We start from the raw sequence: 17176 nt of genomic DNA, 5'->3' as shown, positions 1-17176 counted from the left end.
CTAGGGGTAACCAACAGCCGGCCAGAGGAGAGTACGCGTGGCGCGGGGAGGCCCCAAACTTCATCAGCAACGCCGCCGCGAACTGGGAATGGCTTTCCAGGACGGCGGCGAGCACTATGACCGCGTCCGCCCGGGTTACCCTCTGGACTCAGTGGATTGGCTTCTGCCCTCCACTGCTCATGATGTTGCCGACGTCGGAGCCGGAACCGGAAAGTACACCGCGCTGCTGGTCCAACGCGGGCTGCAGGTGACCGCCGTCGATCCTTCCCAGGACATGCTTGAACAGCTACAGAGGGCGATGCCCGCCGTGACGGCGGTTGAGGGCACTGCGGAGTCCACGGGCCTCGGGGACGCTTCGTTCGACGTCGTAACTGTCGCCCAGGCCTGGCACTGGTGCGATCCCCTGCGCGCCAGCACAGAGGCTGCCCGGATCCTCCGCCCGGAGGGAGTGCTGGGACTCATCTGGAACCAGCTGGACACTTCCGTGCCCTGGGTACACAGGCTTTCACGCATCATGCATGCCGGCGACGTCCTCAAAGCGCATTTCAGGCCCACGATAGGGCCGGAATTTACCTTGCCGGAAAGCCACCTGACGCGGTGGGAAGACCTGCTGACGCCCGAAGACATCCTCGAACTCACCAAATCCCGCAGCTATTACCTTGGCGCCACGGATGCGGCCCGCGCGAAAGTGACAGCAAATCTCGAGTGGTACCTCCTTGAGCACCTGGGCCACTCCCCTGGCGTGGCCCTCGGGCTCCCCTATCTGACCCAGTCCTGGAAGGCCTTTAAAGCATGAGGCTGCAGGACATAGCGGTAGGCTTGGTTCCGTGAAGACCAGCGCGCCATCCTCCTCCATCGAGGACTACGTCAAGGTCATCTACTCCTTCACGGAGTGGCAGGACAAGCCCATCACTTCCTCGCAACTGGCCCAGCGCCTGGGCGTTGCAAACTCCTCAGTTTCAGAAATGGTCCGGAAGCTCAAGGAACAAGGGCTGGTTGACCATAAGCCCTACAGCGCCATTACCTTGACGGACAACGGGGTCCGGCTGGCCCTTTCCATGGTCCGGCGGCACAGGCTGATCGAAACCTACCTCGTGCAGGAGCTGGGCTACAGCTGGGATGAAGTCCATGATGAAGCGGAGCACCTGGAACACGCGGTTTCGGACACCTTTATCGAGCGAATGGCCGAGAAGCTGGGGAACCCGCTGCGCGACCCCCACGGCGATCCCATCCCCGCTGCGGATGGTTCGGTCAAAATGCCACCAGCCCACCGCCTAAGTGAGCTGGATGAGGGCCACACCGGGAGAATTACCAGGATCAGCGATGAAAACCCGGACCTCCTGCGCTATCTCTCTGCGGAGGAGATTGATCTTGACGCCAACGTCGAGGTAGTCGGCCGGAAACCGTTCGGCGGGCCGCTCGTCGTGAGGATAGGGTCCGGTGACCTGCGCCGCGAATTTGACCTCGCCGAGGAAATCACCTCGGCCCTGTGGGTCCACAGCGACACCGCCCACCCCGGGTGCCGGCTCCCGGTCCTCTGAATGGGTTCCTATTGGACAAACGCGCTCAAGGCTCCGGGGTGGAAGGCCTGGCTCGCAGTCGCTGCAGGGGGCCTGGCAGGAACTGAACTCCGGTACGGGTTGGGTCTGCTCTTTCCCGAGCACCCTGGGTCCCTTCCTTGGACGACTCTGGGAATCAACGTAAGCGGCAGCTTTGTCCTGGCCCTCCTGACTACATTGTGGATAGCCCGGGCGCGGACATCATTTTGGATCAGGGCGGGAATAGGTCCGGGCATCCTCGGTTCCTTCACCACGTTCTCCGCAGTTGTTTTCGCCCTCGACGGGCAGATCCGCGACGGGCAGCATTCGCTGTGGATTGGCTATCTGGGGCTTTCCCTTATTCTCGGGCTTGGCGCCGCCGCCGCCGGGTGGAAGGCCGGCAAGGCCGTCGCTGACTTCACCGGCGGGGCGCAATGACCACTGCGCTGCTTGTTGGGTTTTTCGGAATAGCGGGTGCGCTGCTCCGCTTCGCTGTTGACACTTTGTTTGCCCACCGCTCCGATGCCCGCTCCCATTGGCCCTGGGCCACCTTCCTGGTCAATGTGACGGGCTCCCTCATCATCGGCCTGTCCCTGGGAATCAGCGGCCGGCTGGGGTTGGGTCCCGAACTGCAGACAGGCGTCGCCACGGGCCTTGCAGGCGGCTTGACCACTTTCAGTTCATGGACGACGGCGACCGTCCGGTTGGTGAGCGAGCAGCGCTTTGGAGCTGCCTTCCTGAATATCACCGCGAATCTGCTCGCTGGGCTGGCTGCTGCCGGGGTCGGGATCGTCCTGGCTGGCTGAGGAGTGATCGGGACACCCCGGACTCACGTAAAGTTGACTGTGATGATGAGCAGACGCGACGCCGCAATAGCCCTGGACGTTCCCCTGGAAATGGCCCAGCGCCACGGCATTCCCTCACGGCTTTCGGAGGCGGAGCTGCGGGACATACTCGACAACCCGCCGCCGTGGCTGGTGCAGTCCCGTGCCAACCGAACAGGTAAGCGGCCGGTGTGGGTTCATCTGCAATGCGATGTCTGCGGATATTCGGAGGCCGCACGCCCCAAGAAATGGTGGCCTGACTTCACTTACGTCAGCTGCGCCCACCACAGCCCGGCCGAAGTGCCACCACCCGCGCCGGGTTTCGTACGGAGCGAGTTCGATGGCATCGGGACCCGCTTCGTCGGGATTGCCGACGTCAACCCGTCTCAGTAGAAGCGAACCACTTCAGCCGGCGTCGGTCATTTCCTCCGGCACAGCAACGAGATGCTGTTCCCTTCCATCCCGGAGTACCACCAGATCCAGCGGCGCCCCTATCGCTTCAGCAAACATCAGCTTCTGAAGGCTTTCGGCATTGGACAGGGACTTCTTGCCCACACTGAGCAGCACGTCAGCCGGCTGCACTCCTGCGCGTTCGGCCGGTGAATCCGGGAGAACTTCGACGATCCGCAGACCTTCCCGTTTACCGGTCCTCATGACCGCGCTGGCGGGAAGCTGCACCGGCGTGCTGACCAGGCCCAGGTAGGCGCGCCGGACCCGGCCATCGGTGAGCAGCGAGGAGATGATGCGCCGGGACGTGGCGTTGATCGGTATTGCCAGTCCCAGTCCCGCGCCGGCAACGGCAGTGTTGATCCCCACGATCCTGCTGTGCGCGTCAGCCAGCGCGCCTCCCGAACTTCCGGAGTTAAGTGCGGCATCAGTCTGGATGACATCTTCAATCACTCGGCGGTTCCGTCCCGCCCAGATAGGGATCGAGCGTCCCAGGCCACTCACAACCCCTGCAGTCACTGAGCCCGCCAAGCCCAACGGATTTCCGACGGCCACCACGAGCTGTCCGACCTTCAAAGACTCGGCATCCCCGAAATCCGCAGGTGGGGCGACCGGCGCCCTGCCCCTCACGATGGCGAGGTCGGAGAGGCGGTCTGCTCCTACTATTTCGATTTCCGTCTTGCTGCCATCAGTGAAGACCGCCTGGCCGCTCTGCGTGCCGCTGACCACATGAGCGTTGGTCAGCAAATACCCGTCCGAGGTGAAGAGGACCGCGGAACCGGCACCCACCCGGAACCTGCCGGATCTTCCCTTGCCTGTCATCTCGATGGCGGCGACATGGGGCGTCACTGTCTCTGCCACGCGGATCACAGTGGCGGAGTAGGAATCAAGCGGATCCTCCGATCCCTCGCCCATGTCCGGATTTGGATGGATAACCGATCCCACAGCGCACCTCCCTAAGACTCGCCTTATCTAATTCAACGACGGTCCGGGCGTGCGTAGTCCGGCCGGTTCTACGCCCAAAGTGAAACTCCCCGTGGTAGGCGCTTGACCGGCGAGCCAATCCCCGCACATCCTCCTGCTCATCCGCGGCTACCATCAGGCACAAAAAAACACCCCGGTCCGAAGACCGGGGTGTCACCGATGACTCGACTCATCCGTAAAGGATGTCCCGATACTCATCACAAATGTGGAGATGGGGGGAATTGAACCCCCGTCCGATGTCGTGTTGTCAGGGCTTCTCCGGGCGCAGTTTGCGGCGGATTTTCTCGGCCCCAGCTCTCTCGCAAACAAGTAGCTGATCCGGGCCCAGTCATCTAAGAGTCCCGTTTACCCCGATGACGGAGGCAAACAGCAGTGGCTATCTAAATGACGCCAGCATCCGGGGCGATAGCAACCTCGGGCTGACGGACTGTCTTACTGCTTAGGCAGCAAGAGCGAAGTCAGTGCGTTTTGATTCGGCACTTATTGGTTTGCAGACAGCGTTTACGAGATAATTCTGCATCCTCGGCCCGCTTCACCTGTCGCGACTAACATCGTCGAAACCGATCATCCCCATATTTTGTTATCAAACCCGGTCAGGTTCTTCGCGGAATCCGCTCCGATCCTTCCCGGACTACCCATAATAACGCACCTTTTGTCCTAATCATTCCCAACGGCGGGTGCAGTGCACTCAGCCCCGGGCAAAGGATCCGATACCAGGACTAACGGCGGTTCCTGGAGCGCATTTCCCGCAACGCCTCACGGGTGTCCTGCTGTTCGCGGAGGGTCTGGCGCTTGTCATATTCCTTTTTACCCTTGGCGATGGCAATCTCCACCTTGGCACGGCCGTCCAGGAAGTACAGCTGGAGCGGCACAATGGTGAACCCCGACTCGCGGATCTTATGGGAAATCTTGACGAGTTCCTCGCGATGCAGCAGGAGCTTACGGCGCCTGCGCGCGGCATGGTTGGTCCAGCTGCCCTGGTGGTACTCCGGGATGTGAATGCCCTCCATCCAGAGTTCGTCGTTATAAAACGTGCAGAAGCCGTCCACCATGGAGGCGTGGCCCTCCCGTAGCGACTTAACCTCTGTTCCCATCAGGGCAATCCCGGCCTCATAGGTGTCCAGGACATGGTAATCGTGCCGGGCCTTACGGTTGGTGGCCACTATCTTGCGGCCACTTTCTTTAGGCACGGTAGAACTCCTCAGGTCTAGTTGTTTCGACAAACTTCACAGGGTGGGCTGTGGCCCGGGCACCGGCTGCGTAGCGGGCGTGAAGTTCTTCCAGTGTACGGCAGAGTAGACGGGCATTTCAGGTGACGGGAATTGAGCCTAGAGCAGGTTCATGGGGTCAACTGCTGAACCGTTCAACCAAGTTTCGAAGTGCGAATGGCATCCGGTTGAATTGCCTGTGGTGCCCGAGTAAGCGATGAGCTGACCCTGGCTGACTTGCTGGCCCGCAGACACAACCACGCTGCTGTTATGGTAGTAAATGGTTGTCAGTGAGTTGCCCTGCACCACACCATGCGAAATCTTCACGTGGTTACCGCCGCCGTCGTTCCCCCAGCCGGCCGCGAAAACTGTACCGCCAGCCGTCGCATACACGGGGGTGCCACAGGCAGCCCCGAAGTCGATCCCGGTGTGCATATAGCCGCCGGTTCCGTAGAAGTCCACCGTGCCGGGAGGTGTGGCCCGCCAACCAAATCCTGAGGTGATGGGTACTCCCCCGGAGAAAGGAGACCTGAGGCCAAAGGCTGACGGCGATCCCTGGACCGGGACGTAAGGCTGGGCAACCTGGCCTTGGGCCCGCGCAGCGGCAGCGGCGGCTTCGGCGATGCGGCGTTGTTCAGCCTCCCACTCCTCGCGAAGTTTCCGGTCCCGCTCGGCGATCTCGTTGGCTACTGCATTCTGTTGGGCCTGCACCTTGGACAACTGCTGCTGGATTCCTGGCTTAGCCGCCTGCAGCTCCGCATTGAGCCGGGTGGTGTCAGCAATGAGCTTGTCCACCTGTTCCTTCTTCGCGGCCGCCTCGTCACGGGCAGCTTTCTCCCGCTCCAAGGCTGCGTCTGCCTTGGCTTTAAGATCCTGGATCTCGGCTTCGACCGCTTGCAGGCGTGCCTGCGAATTCACGTTGGTGGCATTCTGCTGGCTGAGCTTGTCCATCGCGGAGTTCTGGCTCCGCATGGCCTGGTCTGCCAGGTCGATCGTGTCCGTCAGGCTTGTCCCGCTGTTCGCACCCAACAGCAGGGTGAGGTTTGAGGGCACACCGCCGGACTTATAAGCCTGCGTTGCGATCTGTCCAATGAGCTTCTTTGTGTCAGCGATCTTTTTCTTATCGCTCTCCAGTTGCTCAGTGATTTTGGCCTTGTTTTGCTGGGCGAGATCCACCCTGGCGGCAAGTGCCTCAACCTCTTTAACTGCGCTTGCCACCCTGCCCTGGGCTTCCAGCAAAGCCTGCTGCGCTCCCGGAAGCTGTCCCTGATAAATGACCAGTTCTCCGGCTGCCTGCGCTATACGTGAGTCAACGAACTCCAGCGACTGTTGAACACGGGCGGCCTCAGCTTGCAACGCGGCCTGCTGGTCCTCAAGGTCATCAGCCAAGGCTGCGGGTGCTGACGTCGCCAGGCTCGAGCACAGCACAAAAGCCAGGGCAGCGCTTATGACGCGACCTCGGTATCGGGCCCTGGCTGATGTTGCGATTCTGTTCATTGACGTCATGAGCTTTCCTTTGGAGTACGCACAGCCTAAACGCGCAAATATCTGCGTAGGGTCAAGAGAGACGAAATTCCCGCCAAGATTACACCCAGTGCGAAAAGGGCAGGAACAAGGACAAGGGTCTGACTTGGTGAGATGAATGGCGTGTCCTGAAATTGCTTTGACAAATCGCCAAGGAAAAAATAGGAGACCGCCCATAGAGTTCCGGAAGCCAACGCCGCGCCAATAAGGGCCGCGATGACCCCCTCCAAAATGAAGGGAAGTTGGATAACTGTCTTGGACGCCCCAACCAACCTCATGATTCCGGTTTCACGGCGACGGCTGAAGGCGGACAGCCTGATGGTGGTGGCGATCAGCAGGATGGCGCAGATAATCATGACACCAGCGATGAAGACGGCCACCACGGACGCCCCGTTCATAATCGAGAAAAGCTGCTCGAGGATCTTGCGCTGATCTATGACACTTTCCACCCCAGGCTGGGAGGCAAATGTTTCGCTGATAATTTGATACTTCTCCGGATCCTTCATATTGATGCGGAAAGACGCAGGAAGCTGGTCTGGAGCCACTGAATCGACGATGGGCGAGTTGGAAAACTGCTCCTTAAAATGCCCGTACGCGTCTTCTTTGGATTCAAACTGGAATTCGTTGATGTACTGGGCAACTGCAGGAGACCGAAGCAAGGCCTCCAGGTTTTTCTGTTGCTCCTCAGTCACTGGACCGGAGGCACAGCCTGCGGCGGCGGAACCCTCGTTACACAGAAAGATGGCCACCTGGACTTTGTCGTACCAGTAGCCCTTCATCTGGTTGATCTGCAGCTGCAGCATGCCCGCGGCGCCAACAAAGGTCAGCGATATGAAGGTCACCAGGATGACGGAAATGACCATCGTGAGGTTACGCCGCAGGCCACTTCCGATTTCACTGAGGATGAATGCGAGCCTCACTGCATCCCCTCCCCCGACGATGTGCCGTCCTGGGTGACGCTTCCTGGTCCCACCAGATCGTCGAGCCCACTGGCGTCCTTGAGCCGCCGCGATTGCCCGACGACCGGAATCATGGAGGTGTACAGCGCCTTGGCCTCATCGCGGATCACCACGCCGTTCCGGAGTTCCACCACACGCTTGCGCATTTCATTGACGATGTCGTCATCGTGGGTGGCCATCACCACTGTGGTGCCGTTCTGGTTGATCTTGTCCAGGACGCCCATGATTCCCATGGAGGTCGTGGGGTCCAGGTTGCCTGTTGGCTCATCGGCCAGCAGGATGCCGGGGCGATTGACGACGGCGCGGGCAATGGCCACTCGCTGCTGCTCGCCGCCGGAGAGCTCGTGAGGCATACGGTGCTCTTTGCCTTCCAGTCCCACAGTCTTCAGCACTTCTGGCACAGTCGCCCTGATGACGCTCCTGCTCTTGCCGATGACCTGCATGGCAAATGCCACGTTGGCAAAGACGTTTTTCTGGGGCAGAAGCCGGAAATCCTGGAAAACAACACCGATACCGCGACGAAGCCGCGGGACACGCCAACTGGAGATGTTGGCCACGTTCTGACCAGCCACGTAGACGGCTCCCGACGTCGCGCGGTCCTCTTTGAGGACTAGGCGCAGGAACGTAGATTTCCCCGATCCGGAGGCGCCCACCAGGAAAGCAAACTCACCGCGGTCGATTTCGAGCGTGATCGAGTCCAGCGCGGGTCGCGCCTTCTGGTCATACACCTTGGTGACATTTTCGAAACGGATCATGGCCCTAATTGCCCTGCAGCACGTGGGCACACGGCTCACTTCTGCCGCCGGTGCACGGGCTTTCGGTTTGGGGAAGTAGGGCTCCGGCTTCTCGACTATACGCACGGAAAATCGGGAATTCGGGGGAATAGCGGGGCGTGTCGCTCGATTCCGGCAGGCTGAGGGGTCGGATCGTCGGCGGTTCTTCTACTTTTCCGCGTTGCGGTTGTCAGTACGCCAACGGATGCCGGCGTCAATGAAATCGTCGATCTCGCCGTCGAACACAGCAGAGGTGTTACCCACCTCGTGCTCGGTCCGGAGGTCCTTGACCATCTGGTAAGGATTCAGGACGTAGGAGCGCATCTGATCGCCCCAAGAGGCCTTGACGTCGCCGGCGAGGGCCTTCTTTTCCGCATCCTCCTGGACTTTCTTCAAGAGGAGCAGCCGCGACTGCAGAACCCGCATGGCCGCTGCCCGGTTCTGCAGCTGCGACTTTTCGTTCTGCATGGAGACCACGGTGCCGGTGGGAATGTGGGTGAGCCGGACAGCTGAGTCAGTCGTATTAACTGACTGACCACCCGGACCGGATGACCGGAAGACGTCGACCCGGATCTCGTTGTCCGGGATCTCGATCGAATCTGTTTGCTCGATCAGCGGGATGACTTCCACGGCCGCAAATGAGGTCTGCCGGCGGCCCTGGTTATCGAAGGGGCTGATGCGCACCAGCCTGTGTGTACCGGCCTCCACGCTCAGGGTCCCAAACGCATACGGGGCCTTCACTTCGAAGGTGGCCGATTTGAGGCCGGCTTCCTCCGCATAGGAGGTATCCATGACGGTGGTGGGATATCCGTGGCGCTCGGCCCAGCGAAGGTACATGCGAAGGAGCATTTCGGCGAAGTCGGCGGCGTCCACTCCCCCCGCTCCGGAGCGAATGGTGACAACAGCTTCACGTTCGTCATACTCACCCGAAAGGAGCGTGACAACTTCGAGTTCCTTCAGTGCTTTGCGGATGGATTCGAGCTCGGTGGCCGCTTCGCCCATCGAGTCGGCGTCGTCCTCGTCCTGTCCCAGCTCTACCAGGACCTCAAGGTCGTCGATTCTGGAGGCAAGCGAGTTCAGCCGCTCCAGCTCGGTCTGGCGGTGGGAAAGTTTGGAAGTGATGACCTGGGCTGCTGCGGGGTCGTCCCACAGATCAGGCTCACCTGCGCGTTCACTGAGTTCAGCGATCTCTTCCTTAAGTGCTTCGACATCCGTGACGTTCTCGATGGACGTGTAGACGGCGCGAAGAGCGCGGATTTCTGCAGAAAAATCAATTTGAGCCATGGTTCCTCCAGCCTACGCTATCCGCCTCGTCCCCCTGCTTTGTGTAGCCTCGGCTCCTCTCAGCGGGCCAGCCTTGCCCGTGCAGTGGATTCGGCCCGGATTGCAATTCCATCAGGAACCAGGAAATTCACTATGGGCGGATGGACAGCAGCGCTAAGCACGACGACAGCGGTTGATCCGTCTGTACTGCCGGTCGACGGCTCAACGGCAAGACCGTCAAAGCGGGTAAAGGCGTCGTTTTGGGTCAGGTAGTCCATGACGACGGTCCGTACCCTTCCCCCGTTCAGCACAGCCGACGGCGTTCCCGCCTTGGTTTCCATCTGACCCAAGCTGTAGCTGTCTGCGGCCGCCACGGAAGCACTGTCAGCCATGGACAGTAGTTTCTTGTGTTCGATGTAGACCGTGGACACTGCCATGACAACCGACGTCAAGAGAAGCGCAAGCAGGACGTAGCCGATGGTCAGCACCGTGATTTGACCGCGTTCCGCGTCCAGATGCTCGGAGCGAACATACCGGCGCCGCTGGCGCTGCCCACTCATCTGAACCGGCCGACGATTTGTGTAGCGGAGCCGCTCAGCTCGGTGACCGTAAGACCGAGGGACTCGTTGAAAGGCACAAACGGCAACGGCACGCTCAAATGGACGGTCACCGTAACAGCAGACCCGGCGGCCCCACAATCGGCTGGTTCGCAAACCGTTTCCATCTTGGCGTTTGCGGCAGGATGTCCGTGATCCGCGAGCGCCAGCATCACCGCCTGCTCAGCAGCGATGCGCCCGCTTTCCGGATCAGGCTGCGCGACGAACACTTTCGCTGCTTGGTCGGCGGCACCCACCACGGCGAAAGACCCGCCCTGGATTTGGCCGACGGTGATGATGAAGTACACCAACGGCACCATCAGAAGCACGGACAGGAAGGTGAACTCGACGACGGCGCTCCCACGTTCGGCGTCGTCGTTCAGTCCTCCGTCCGGCGCTGCAGCTCCACTGTCCTTGATGCTCCGGGCCGCACGAAGACGCCGCCTAAGGCACCCGGCTACGTCATTGTCGGTTTCAGGGCTGCAGTGCTGCATGTCCTTTCACCTCCAGGACTTCCCGGGGTCCGATCAGACCGATAACCGGAAGCGGAGCCTTGACGGTTACTTCAAGTGTCCGCAGCCCTTGGAAGGTGACTTCCGCCGTCGTCACGTCCTGAGCGAAATCCTGGTTCAAGGCTCCCTCGATGAGGCTCCCCGTTCGGTTTCGTGCGTCATCGGCGTTCCTGTCCGCGAGCGTCCCGTATCTTGCTCCCGATGCGGCCGCGTCGATGAGGGTGTTACGGACGTGGAGTATCAGGGTCAGTTGAATGATGGCCAGGAAAAACATCGTCAGCAGTCCCCCGACCAAGACGAAGTCGATGACAGCCGATCCCCGTTCCCGCCAAGAACTGTCCGCACTCCTGAGGGCGTCTCCGGGAGGAACGTCCAAACGCTCCTGGCTCCGCAGCCCCAACCCCGGCATCGTTACTTAGCGACCGTGTCCATTGCCTGATTGAACAGGCCTTCCAGCGCGGGTCCCGCGAGGGCCAAAAGCGCGGCCACCAGGACGGCTGACATGAGTGTGATCATCACCCAGCCAGGGACATCGCCGCGTTCCGGGCTATCGACGGCAGGAAATGACCGACGTCGAGATGGCACCCGGTTGCTAAATCGGTAGCTTGCCACCAGCAGATTCCGGCGCATTTTGTCGAGGCTCATAGGGTTCCCATTCTGTGCTGTCTCCGATTGATCCGGGCATCCGGCTCTTTTTCCAAACATCTTCAAAGCCCCAGGCTGATGGCTGCAAGGCCGGGGAAAACTGCAAAAACAACTGTCAGGGGAAGCACCCCGAACACCACGGGGACCATCATGGCGATCTCTTTTTTGCCGGCCGCCTCCATCAGGTCGCGTTTGGCGGTGTCGCGTACATCCTGGGCCTGGGCGCGCAGCACGTCAGCCAATGGCGTTCCACGCTCCACCGCCACCACAATCCCGTCCACGAATCGCACGAGGGGCCCAAGATCCGTTCGGGCCGAAAACTCCTGCAGCGCTTCCACCAGGGGTTTGCCCGCCCTGGTTTCGCCAAGTACACGGCTGAATTCCTTGGACAGTTCCCCACTGGAGCTACGGCAAACTCTGTCCAGCGCTCCGGATGCACTCTCTCCCGCGCTCACCGCAAGTGCCATCAGCTCTGCAAGACTGGGAAATTCTGCCATCATCCTGGACTCACGGTTTTTGATTTGGACCCCGAGCCAATAGTCACGAAACAGGAAGGAAGAAAGAGCGCTCCCCAGGACTGCAACAACGGCAAGGAAGGGAGAAAAGCTCCCATTCACAGCCCATGCAGCCACGACACCCGTCGCAACAAGGAACCCGCAGATCGCCCAAAGCACCTGCTCAGCCCGAAAGTCGACAGTGGATTTGCTAATACCGGCCTGCGCAATCCGACGAGTCAGCGCGGACGAACCCATGTTGAGCCTGTTGAGAGAAGACAGACCGTCATGAACAAGCGGGCGGAATATGCGATCCAACAATCCGAACGGAGTGATGCGCTGGCTGTCTGTCATCAGAAGGCGGGACTCGACATTCTGGGATCTCAGCTGCGGCTCAATGCGCTCCAGAAAGGTTGGTGGCCGCATGAAGGGAAGACGGGCCAGAAGCAACCACAGCCCGCCGCCAAGCAAGGATCCACAAATCAGCGCGCTTGCTCCCAGCACCGTCATCTCAGAACGCGTTCGTCTTGAGGAAGGGCCCCGATCCGGAGCATGATCGAATAGCAGACCACAGAGACGATCAGGCCGCCCAGAAGCACTGCGGCACCGAGAGGAGTGTTGTAGGCGGTGACGGCCTCAGGCCGGCTCGCCAGCAGCACCATAACTATCCAGGGAGCGGCAACAGCCAAGCGTGCCGCGTTCACTGTCCACGACTGTCGGGCTTCGAGTTCGCTGCGCGTTCGAGCACTCTCGCGCAGGAACTCAGACAGAGTCCCCAAGAGCCGGCCGAGGTCAGATCCTCCGACATCGCGCGTGAGTCTCAGGGCCTCGACTATTCGATCTGCAACAGGGTCAGCGAGCCTTTCCTTCAGCCTGTTGAGTGCAGGATCAAACTGGCCACCGGAACGGTAATCGGCTCCGAAGTCACGGAAAAGGTGGCGGAGCTCTTCAGGTCCCTTATCGCCCAATTGGATCAAGGCCTCGGGGAGCGACAGTCCTGCCCGGATAGCCGAGCGCAAGTGGTCGACTACATCCGGCCAAAGCTGCCGCAGGACAGCCGTTCGCTTGAGCGCCCGCCACCGGACCAGTGCCACTGGAAACCATCCTCCGAATAGGCCAAAGCAGCACGAGATCGGCATCGAGCGCGTCACAACGAAGAACACCAAAGCAACGAAGACCGCAAGTCCAAAACATGTCGCTATCAGGCCAAGCCCTGACACCTTTTCAATCCCTGCATTTCTGAGCAGATCATCCAGGCGGCTGGTCCGGGGTGGACGCGCCGCCCGCTGTCCGGATTCTTCCCACGCAGACCACCAGATAAGGAAGAAGCCAGCGCCAGCCAGAACCCCCAGAAGCGGTGCCATCAGCTCGCCTCCAGCAACGCCGAGACATCGTAGCCGGCCCGAGCAAACTTTTCTGCAGAAGGCATCGAGTTGGGCCTTGGCTGAAGCTGGCCATCGATCATTGCGAAAACCATGGAGGACTCTATGACTCCGTTTTCCACCCTGCGGCCCAGGGACAATATTTCCGTGACTTGCCTACGGCCGTTGGCCTGGCGGCTGCAGTGGACGACAAGGTCGATACAGGACGCCACGGTGGGAACCACAAATGCACTGGAAATGTTCTCGCCCGCCAAGAGCGGCAGTGTGCAGATCTTGGTCACCGCGTCGTGTGCCGAGTTCGCATGGACAGTGCACATTCCGGGCAGGCCAGAATTGAGCGCAATGAGCATGTCCAGGCTTTCGGCCTCCCTGACCTCGCCCACGACCAGCCGGTCCGGCCTCATCCGAAGGGCTTCTTTTACGAGCCGCCGCAAGGGAATTTCGCCCTCGCCCTCGAGGTTGGCCTGGCGGCATTGCAGTCCGACAACGTCCCGAAGCGGAAACTGCAGCTCGAAAATCTCTTCCACTGTGATCACGCGTTCACGTGTCCCAATGCTTGCAGCGAGGCAGTTGAGCATAGTTGTCTTGCCCGCTTGCGTGGCACCCGAGACGAGAATGTTCAACCCGCTTGAGACCGCGGCACCCAGGAAACGCGCTGACTGGGGAGTCAGGGTGCCAAGCTCAACCAGATGCTCCAGTCTGCTTGCCTTGACAATGAACTTCCGGATATTGATGGCCCAATGCCTTCGGGTGACGTCCGGGATCACGACGTGGAGGCGGGATCCATCAGGAAGCGCGGCGTCGACAAATGGTGATGACATATCCAGCCGACGGCCGGAACTCTTCAACATCCGCTCGACCAGGTCCCTGACCTGCTGATCGGAAAGGCTAAGCGACGTCAGCTCCGATTCACCGTTGCGCGCCACGAAAATCTCATTGGGGGCGTTAAGCCAGATTTCCTCGATGGTGGTATCGTCCAGCAATGGCTGCAACGTTCCGAACCCGGCTACGGCATCGAAAACAAAGCGCCGAGCCGTATCCAGAGACCCAATCGGTGGCAGCGGTCCCATGAGCGCCCGCTCGTCATAGTCACTGACAGCTGCCTCTACGAGCCTGCGGACTTCGCCCGCCTGTCGCAGCGGGTCCAGTCCCCTGCGGCGGATAAGCTCCCGTACTTCATCCTCGACGATCTGGACCGCGTCCATATGTTCCCCAATACGTCTGCCACCCCCGGCTGAGGCAGTGCAATTGGCTTAAAGCTAGAGCAGGTAGACGCAAGGACAAAGTCAAGTTGGGAAGCTGTGGAAAACATTATGGTCACAAGTCACATCTGCAACAACAGAAACACTGGTTTCAAGGGAGCGCCGATGTTATCGTGAGCGCGTTAGGCCAGATATTCCCAAGTTCAGCGGCTCCTCTGGTTGTCAGACTGGACAAGCGACTTAGTGCCGGGCTCGGGGGAGTTCGGCATGGTTCCCGGAGCAATAAATGATCCACATACTCGGCCGGTCTCGATTTCTGCATAGGTCAGTTCTTCCGTCGATTGTCTTGACGATGGTGTTGCTGCTAACAGCAGGCCCTACCTCCCCCGCGCACGCCAGCGACATCGAGCCTGCGCCTTCTTCAAGCTCCTTCCCTGCCCCAAACCTTCAGGCCGAGACCGCTGCCACCGAGCCACAAAACGAACGTGACCGGAATGCGATGGCGGAAGCGATCGGACCGGGCGGGGCCGAAATGGGGCAACGTTCCGCAAGAGTGTCAGGGGAGGCCTCTCTTCCGTCATCGCCCAACTCCTACTCCACCGAGTCCGACACAGCTGATTCCTTTGAAACCCAAGGCACATGGATGCCCACTTTCGGCGTCCAAGGCCTTGATGTCAGTGGCCACCAGCTCAATGTGGATTGGCAGCAGCAGTGGAACATGGGGTCCAGATTTGCCTACGTGAAGGCCAGTGAAGGCAACTACTACACCAACGAACTGTTCAACTCGCAGTATCAGGGATCCCGCAACGTCGGCATGATCCGGGGCGCCTACCACTTTGCCATCCCAAACTGGTCCTCAGGCGCAGATCAAGCACGGTATTTCGTCCAGAACGGTGGCGGCTGGAGTGCGGACGGCTCGACACTCCCGCCGGTCCTCGATTTCGAATTCAACCCCTATGCTGGACGAACCATCGAAGGGTTCTACTTCGGGAACACTTGCTACGACATGTCACCGTCGCAATTGACTTCCTGGGTCCGCGATTTCGGCAATACCATGCTCTCCCTCACTGGTCGGCTCCCCGTGATCTACACCAATACATCGTGGTGGAAGCAATGCACGGCTGATGCGCAAGGATTCAGCGACTACCCGCTCTGGGTTGCCGCTTACCCCAAATCCCCAACCAACGATGCCGGAGGTGTCCCCTCAAGCTGGGCCACCTACAGCTTTTGGCAGTACAGCAGCACCGGTCCCTTCGCAGGCGACTCAAATGTGTGGAACGGCAGCTATTCGGACTTAGTCGCATTCGCTCGAACCGGCATTCCCCCTGCAGCAACAAGGGCGATATCTGCCTTACGGGTGTCGATGCCGTCGTTGGGTGCTTCGTTGTCGGGGATTACTTGTGGGCTGCGGGACGGGGGCTGTTACCAGCTCTTCCAGAACGGAGCCATCATTTGGTCCGCTGCGACCGGGGCACAACCGAGCACCTATGGCCCCGTTCGGGACGCCTGGGCACGCACCGGCTTCGAAAACGGCGCAATCGGCTACCCCACCAGTGCCCTGATCTGCGGCATCCGGGACAACGGCTGCTACCAGGCCTACCAACGCGGAGAAATCCTCTGGTCCCCCGCCACCGGCGCTCACCCGTCCACCCCTGGAGCCATCAGAAACAAATACCGTGCGGCAGGAGCCGAAAACAGCGGCCTGGGCTACCCCACCAGCAGCGAAATCTGCGGCATACGCAACGGGGGCTGCTTTCAGACCTACCAAAACGGAGAAATCCTCTGGTCACCGGCCACCGGAGCGCAAATCTCAGAATCAGGCCCCATCCGAACCACCTACCGCCAGAACGGCGCTGAGAACGGATCCCTCGGCTTCCCCACCAGCGGCATAATCTGCGGCCTCAAAGACAACGGCTGCTACCAGGGCTTCGAAAACGGAGCGATCATCCTCAACTCCGCCACCGGAGCACAACTCAGCACAAACGGCCCCATCCGCACAGCCTGGACACAATCCGGCTTCGAAAACGGCCCCATGGGCTACCCCGCAAGCTCCATCATCTGCGGCCTTCCCGAGAGCGGCTGCTACCAGCAATACCAAAAAGGCGCCATCATCTGGTCCCCCACCACCGGAGCACAACTAAGCCCTGACGGAACCATCCGAACAGCCTGGGCAGCCTCCGGCTACGAACACGGCCCCCTGGGATACCCCACCAGCGGCATACTCTGCGGCCTACGCGACGGCGGCTGCTTCCAGGCCTACCAAAAAGGCGAAATCCTCTGGTCCCCCACCACCGGCGCCCACATCAGCCGCGCAGGAGCCATCCGCTTCCTCTACCGCAACAACGCCGCAGAAAACGGCGCACTGGGCTACCCCACCAGCGCAGAAGTCTGCGGCCTCACCAACAACGGCTGCTACCAGAACTACCAAAACGGCGCCATCATCTGGTCCCCCACCACAGGAGCACACATCAGCCCCAACGGACCCATCCGCACCCTCTGGAGCCAAACCCGCTACGAAACAGGCCCCCTCGCCTACCCCACAAGCCCCGTCGTCTGCGGCCTCACCAACAACGGCTGCTACCAGAACTACCAAAACGGCGCCATCATCTGGTCCCCCACCACAGGAGCACAAACCAGCCTCAACGGACCCATCCGCACCCTCTGGCAGCAAACCGGATACGAAACCGGACGCCTCGGCTACCCCACCACCCCCCAAACCTGCAACCAAACCGCAGACACCTGCACCCAACAATTCACCGGCGGAAAAATCACCTGGACACCAACACGCGGCGCCTACATAACTCCCTGAACCCTTCGGTTACTCG

The 17176-nt window shown here is 60.4% G+C and carries 19 protein-coding genes and 1 other RNA gene; 6 read left to right on the top strand and 14 right to left on the bottom strand.

Features of this window, described 5'->3' with window-relative positions; translation table 11 throughout:
• Positions 1 to 37 precede the first annotated feature (37 nt).
• Genes M1E02_RS07305 through M1E02_RS07285 form a run of 5 tightly spaced genes read left to right on the top strand, consistent with a single transcriptional unit; the run spans position 38 to position 2755 of the window.
• Entirely contained in the window at positions 38 to 796 is a 759-nt protein-coding gene (locus M1E02_RS07305) for a class I SAM-dependent methyltransferase (protein ID WP_479377423.1), read from the top strand.
• 31 nt (positions 797 to 827) lie between these two features.
• The gene (locus M1E02_RS07300; protein ID WP_479377422.1) at positions 828 to 1541 is read left to right on the top strand and encodes a metal-dependent transcriptional regulator; all 714 of its coding nucleotides are present in this window, start codon (positions 828 to 830) and stop codon (positions 1539 to 1541) included.
• Positions 1542 to 1976 carry a fluoride efflux transporter FluC gene (locus M1E02_RS07295; RefSeq protein ID WP_479377421.1) on the top strand — a complete coding sequence of 145 codons (435 nt, stop codon included), beginning with the start codon at positions 1542 to 1544 and terminating at the stop codon, positions 1974 to 1976. It begins immediately after the preceding gene.
• Entirely contained in the window at positions 1973 to 2344 is a 372-nt protein-coding gene (locus tag M1E02_RS07290) for a fluoride efflux transporter FluC (RefSeq protein ID WP_479377420.1), read from the top strand. Before M1E02_RS07295 ends, M1E02_RS07290 begins: the two co-directional genes overlap by 4 nt.
• A 42-nt stretch (positions 2345 to 2386) precedes the next feature.
• Positions 2387 to 2755 carry a hypothetical protein gene (locus tag M1E02_RS07285; protein WP_479377419.1) on the top strand — a complete coding sequence of 123 codons (369 nt, stop codon included), beginning with the start codon at positions 2387 to 2389 and terminating at the stop codon, positions 2753 to 2755.
• A gap of 12 nt (positions 2756 to 2767) precedes the next feature.
• On the opposite strand, the gene M1E02_RS07280 is transcribed toward M1E02_RS07285, so the two are convergent.
• The 14 genes from M1E02_RS07280 to M1E02_RS07215 form a co-directional block, all read right to left on the bottom strand.
• The gene (locus tag M1E02_RS07280; protein ID WP_479377418.1) at positions 2768 to 3724 is read right to left on the bottom strand and encodes a S1C family serine protease; all 957 of its coding nucleotides are present in this window, start codon (positions 3722 to 3724) and stop codon (positions 2768 to 2770) included.
• 272 nt (positions 3725 to 3996) lie between these two features.
• Positions 3997 to 4365: a transfer-messenger RNA gene (ssrA, locus tag M1E02_RS07275) on the bottom strand.
• A gap of 147 nt (positions 4366 to 4512) precedes the next feature.
• Entirely contained in the window at positions 4513 to 4983 is a 471-nt protein-coding gene (gene smpB / locus M1E02_RS07270; protein ID WP_247042716.1) for an SsrA-binding protein SmpB, read from the bottom strand.
• Between the two features lie 138 nt (positions 4984 to 5121).
• Complete coding sequence (locus M1E02_RS07265; RefSeq protein ID WP_479377417.1) at positions 5122 to 6507, bottom strand: peptidoglycan DD-metalloendopeptidase family protein; 1386 nt, start codon at positions 6505 to 6507, stop codon at positions 5122 to 5124.
• A gap of 26 nt (positions 6508 to 6533) precedes the next feature.
• Positions 6534 to 7445 carry a permease-like cell division protein FtsX gene (gene ftsX, locus M1E02_RS07260; RefSeq protein WP_479377416.1) on the bottom strand — a complete coding sequence of 304 codons (912 nt, stop codon included), beginning with the start codon at positions 7443 to 7445 and terminating at the stop codon, positions 6534 to 6536.
• Positions 7442 to 8239, bottom strand: a complete 798-nt coding sequence (gene ftsE / locus M1E02_RS07255; RefSeq protein ID WP_479377415.1) for a cell division ATP-binding protein FtsE — start codon at positions 8237 to 8239, stop codon at positions 7442 to 7444. Before ftsE ends, ftsX begins: the two co-directional genes overlap by 4 nt.
• Before the next feature lie 186 nt (positions 8240 to 8425).
• Positions 8426 to 9541, bottom strand: coding sequence for a peptide chain release factor 2 (gene prfB / locus M1E02_RS07250; RefSeq protein ID WP_479377414.1), 1116 nt, complete (start codon positions 9539 to 9541; stop codon positions 8426 to 8428).
• Positions 9542 to 9600: 59 nt separating this feature from the next.
• Positions 9601 to 10080: a pilus assembly protein TadG-related protein gene (locus M1E02_RS07245; protein WP_479377413.1), complete on the bottom strand. Its 480-nt coding sequence runs from the start codon at positions 10078 to 10080 to the stop codon at positions 9601 to 9603.
• Complete coding sequence (locus M1E02_RS07240) at positions 10077 to 10610, bottom strand: hypothetical protein (RefSeq protein ID WP_479377412.1); 534 nt, start codon at positions 10608 to 10610, stop codon at positions 10077 to 10079. The genes M1E02_RS07245 and M1E02_RS07240 overlap by 4 nt, the downstream gene beginning before the upstream one ends.
• Positions 10591 to 10902 carry a TadE family protein gene (locus M1E02_RS07235; protein ID WP_479378093.1) on the bottom strand — a complete coding sequence of 104 codons (312 nt, stop codon included), beginning with the start codon at positions 10900 to 10902 and terminating at the stop codon, positions 10591 to 10593. The genes M1E02_RS07240 and M1E02_RS07235 overlap by 20 nt, the downstream gene beginning before the upstream one ends.
• Before the next feature lie 137 nt (positions 10903 to 11039).
• Complete coding sequence (locus M1E02_RS07230; RefSeq protein ID WP_479377411.1) at positions 11040 to 11273, bottom strand: hypothetical protein; 234 nt, start codon at positions 11271 to 11273, stop codon at positions 11040 to 11042.
• A 62-nt stretch (positions 11274 to 11335) separates the two neighbouring features.
• Complete coding sequence (locus M1E02_RS07225) at positions 11336 to 12277, bottom strand: type II secretion system F family protein (protein ID WP_479377410.1); 942 nt, start codon at positions 12275 to 12277, stop codon at positions 11336 to 11338.
• Positions 12274 to 13131, bottom strand: coding sequence for a type II secretion system F family protein (locus tag M1E02_RS07220; protein WP_479377409.1), 858 nt, complete (start codon positions 13129 to 13131; stop codon positions 12274 to 12276). The genes M1E02_RS07225 and M1E02_RS07220 overlap by 4 nt, the downstream gene beginning before the upstream one ends.
• The gene (locus M1E02_RS07215; RefSeq protein WP_479377408.1) at positions 13131 to 14354 is read right to left on the bottom strand and encodes a CpaF family protein; all 1224 of its coding nucleotides are present in this window, start codon (positions 14352 to 14354) and stop codon (positions 13131 to 13133) included. Before M1E02_RS07215 ends, M1E02_RS07220 begins: the two co-directional genes overlap by 1 nt.
• A gap of 349 nt (positions 14355 to 14703) precedes the next feature.
• Here M1E02_RS07215 and M1E02_RS07210 point away from each other — a divergent pair, with 349 nt between their 5' ends.
• The gene (locus M1E02_RS07210; protein WP_479377407.1) at positions 14704 to 17160 is read left to right on the top strand and encodes a GH25 family lysozyme; all 2457 of its coding nucleotides are present in this window, start codon (positions 14704 to 14706) and stop codon (positions 17158 to 17160) included.
• The last annotated feature ends 16 nt before the right edge of the window (positions 17161 to 17176 follow it).

Source organism: Arthrobacter sp. Z5-13 (assembly GCF_056499105.1).
This window is presented reverse-complemented; position numbering and strand designations above follow the sequence as displayed.

Coding starts and splice junctions, on each gene's coding strand:
- M1E02_RS07295 (WP_479377421.1), top strand. CDS start 1,542: ATGGGTTCCTATTGGACAAACGCGCTCAAGGCTCCGGGGTGGAAGGCC.
- M1E02_RS07290 (WP_479377420.1), top strand. CDS start 1,973: ATGACCACTGCGCTGCTTGTTGGGTTTTTCGGAATAGCGGGTGCGCTG.
- M1E02_RS07285 (WP_479377419.1), top strand. CDS start 2,387: ATGATGAGCAGACGCGACGCCGCAATAGCCCTGGACGTTCCCCTGGAA.
- M1E02_RS07280 (WP_479377418.1), bottom strand. CDS start 3,724: ATGGGCGAGGGATCGGAGGATCCGCTTGATTCCTACTCCGCCACTGTG.
- M1E02_RS07265 (WP_479377417.1), bottom strand. CDS start 6,507: ATGACGTCAATGAACAGAATCGCAACATCAGCCAGGGCCCGATACCGA.
- ftsE (WP_479377415.1), bottom strand. CDS start 8,239: ATGATCCGTTTCGAAAATGTCACCAAGGTGTATGACCAGAAGGCGCGA.
- prfB (WP_479377414.1), bottom strand. CDS start 9,541: ATGGCTCAAATTGATTTTTCTGCAGAAATCCGCGCTCTTCGCGCCGTC.
- M1E02_RS07245 (WP_479377413.1), bottom strand. CDS start 10,080: ATGAGTGGGCAGCGCCAGCGGCGCCGGTATGTTCGCTCCGAGCATCTG.
- M1E02_RS07240 (WP_479377412.1), bottom strand. CDS start 10,610: ATGCAGCACTGCAGCCCTGAAACCGACAATGACGTAGCCGGGTGCCTT.
- M1E02_RS07235 (WP_479378093.1), bottom strand. CDS start 10,902: ATGTTTTTCCTGGCCATCATTCAACTGACCCTGATACTCCACGTCCGT.
- M1E02_RS07230 (WP_479377411.1), bottom strand. CDS start 11,273: ATGAGCCTCGACAAAATGCGCCGGAATCTGCTGGTGGCAAGCTACCGA.
- M1E02_RS07225 (WP_479377410.1), bottom strand. CDS start 12,277: ATGACGGTGCTGGGAGCAAGCGCGCTGATTTGTGGATCCTTGCTTGGC.
- M1E02_RS07220 (WP_479377409.1), bottom strand. CDS start 13,131: ATGGCACCGCTTCTGGGGGTTCTGGCTGGCGCTGGCTTCTTCCTTATC.
- M1E02_RS07215 (WP_479377408.1), bottom strand. CDS start 14,354: ATGGACGCGGTCCAGATCGTCGAGGATGAAGTACGGGAGCTTATCCGC.
- M1E02_RS07210 (WP_479377407.1), top strand. CDS start 14,704: ATGGTGTTGCTGCTAACAGCAGGCCCTACCTCCCCCGCGCACGCCAGC.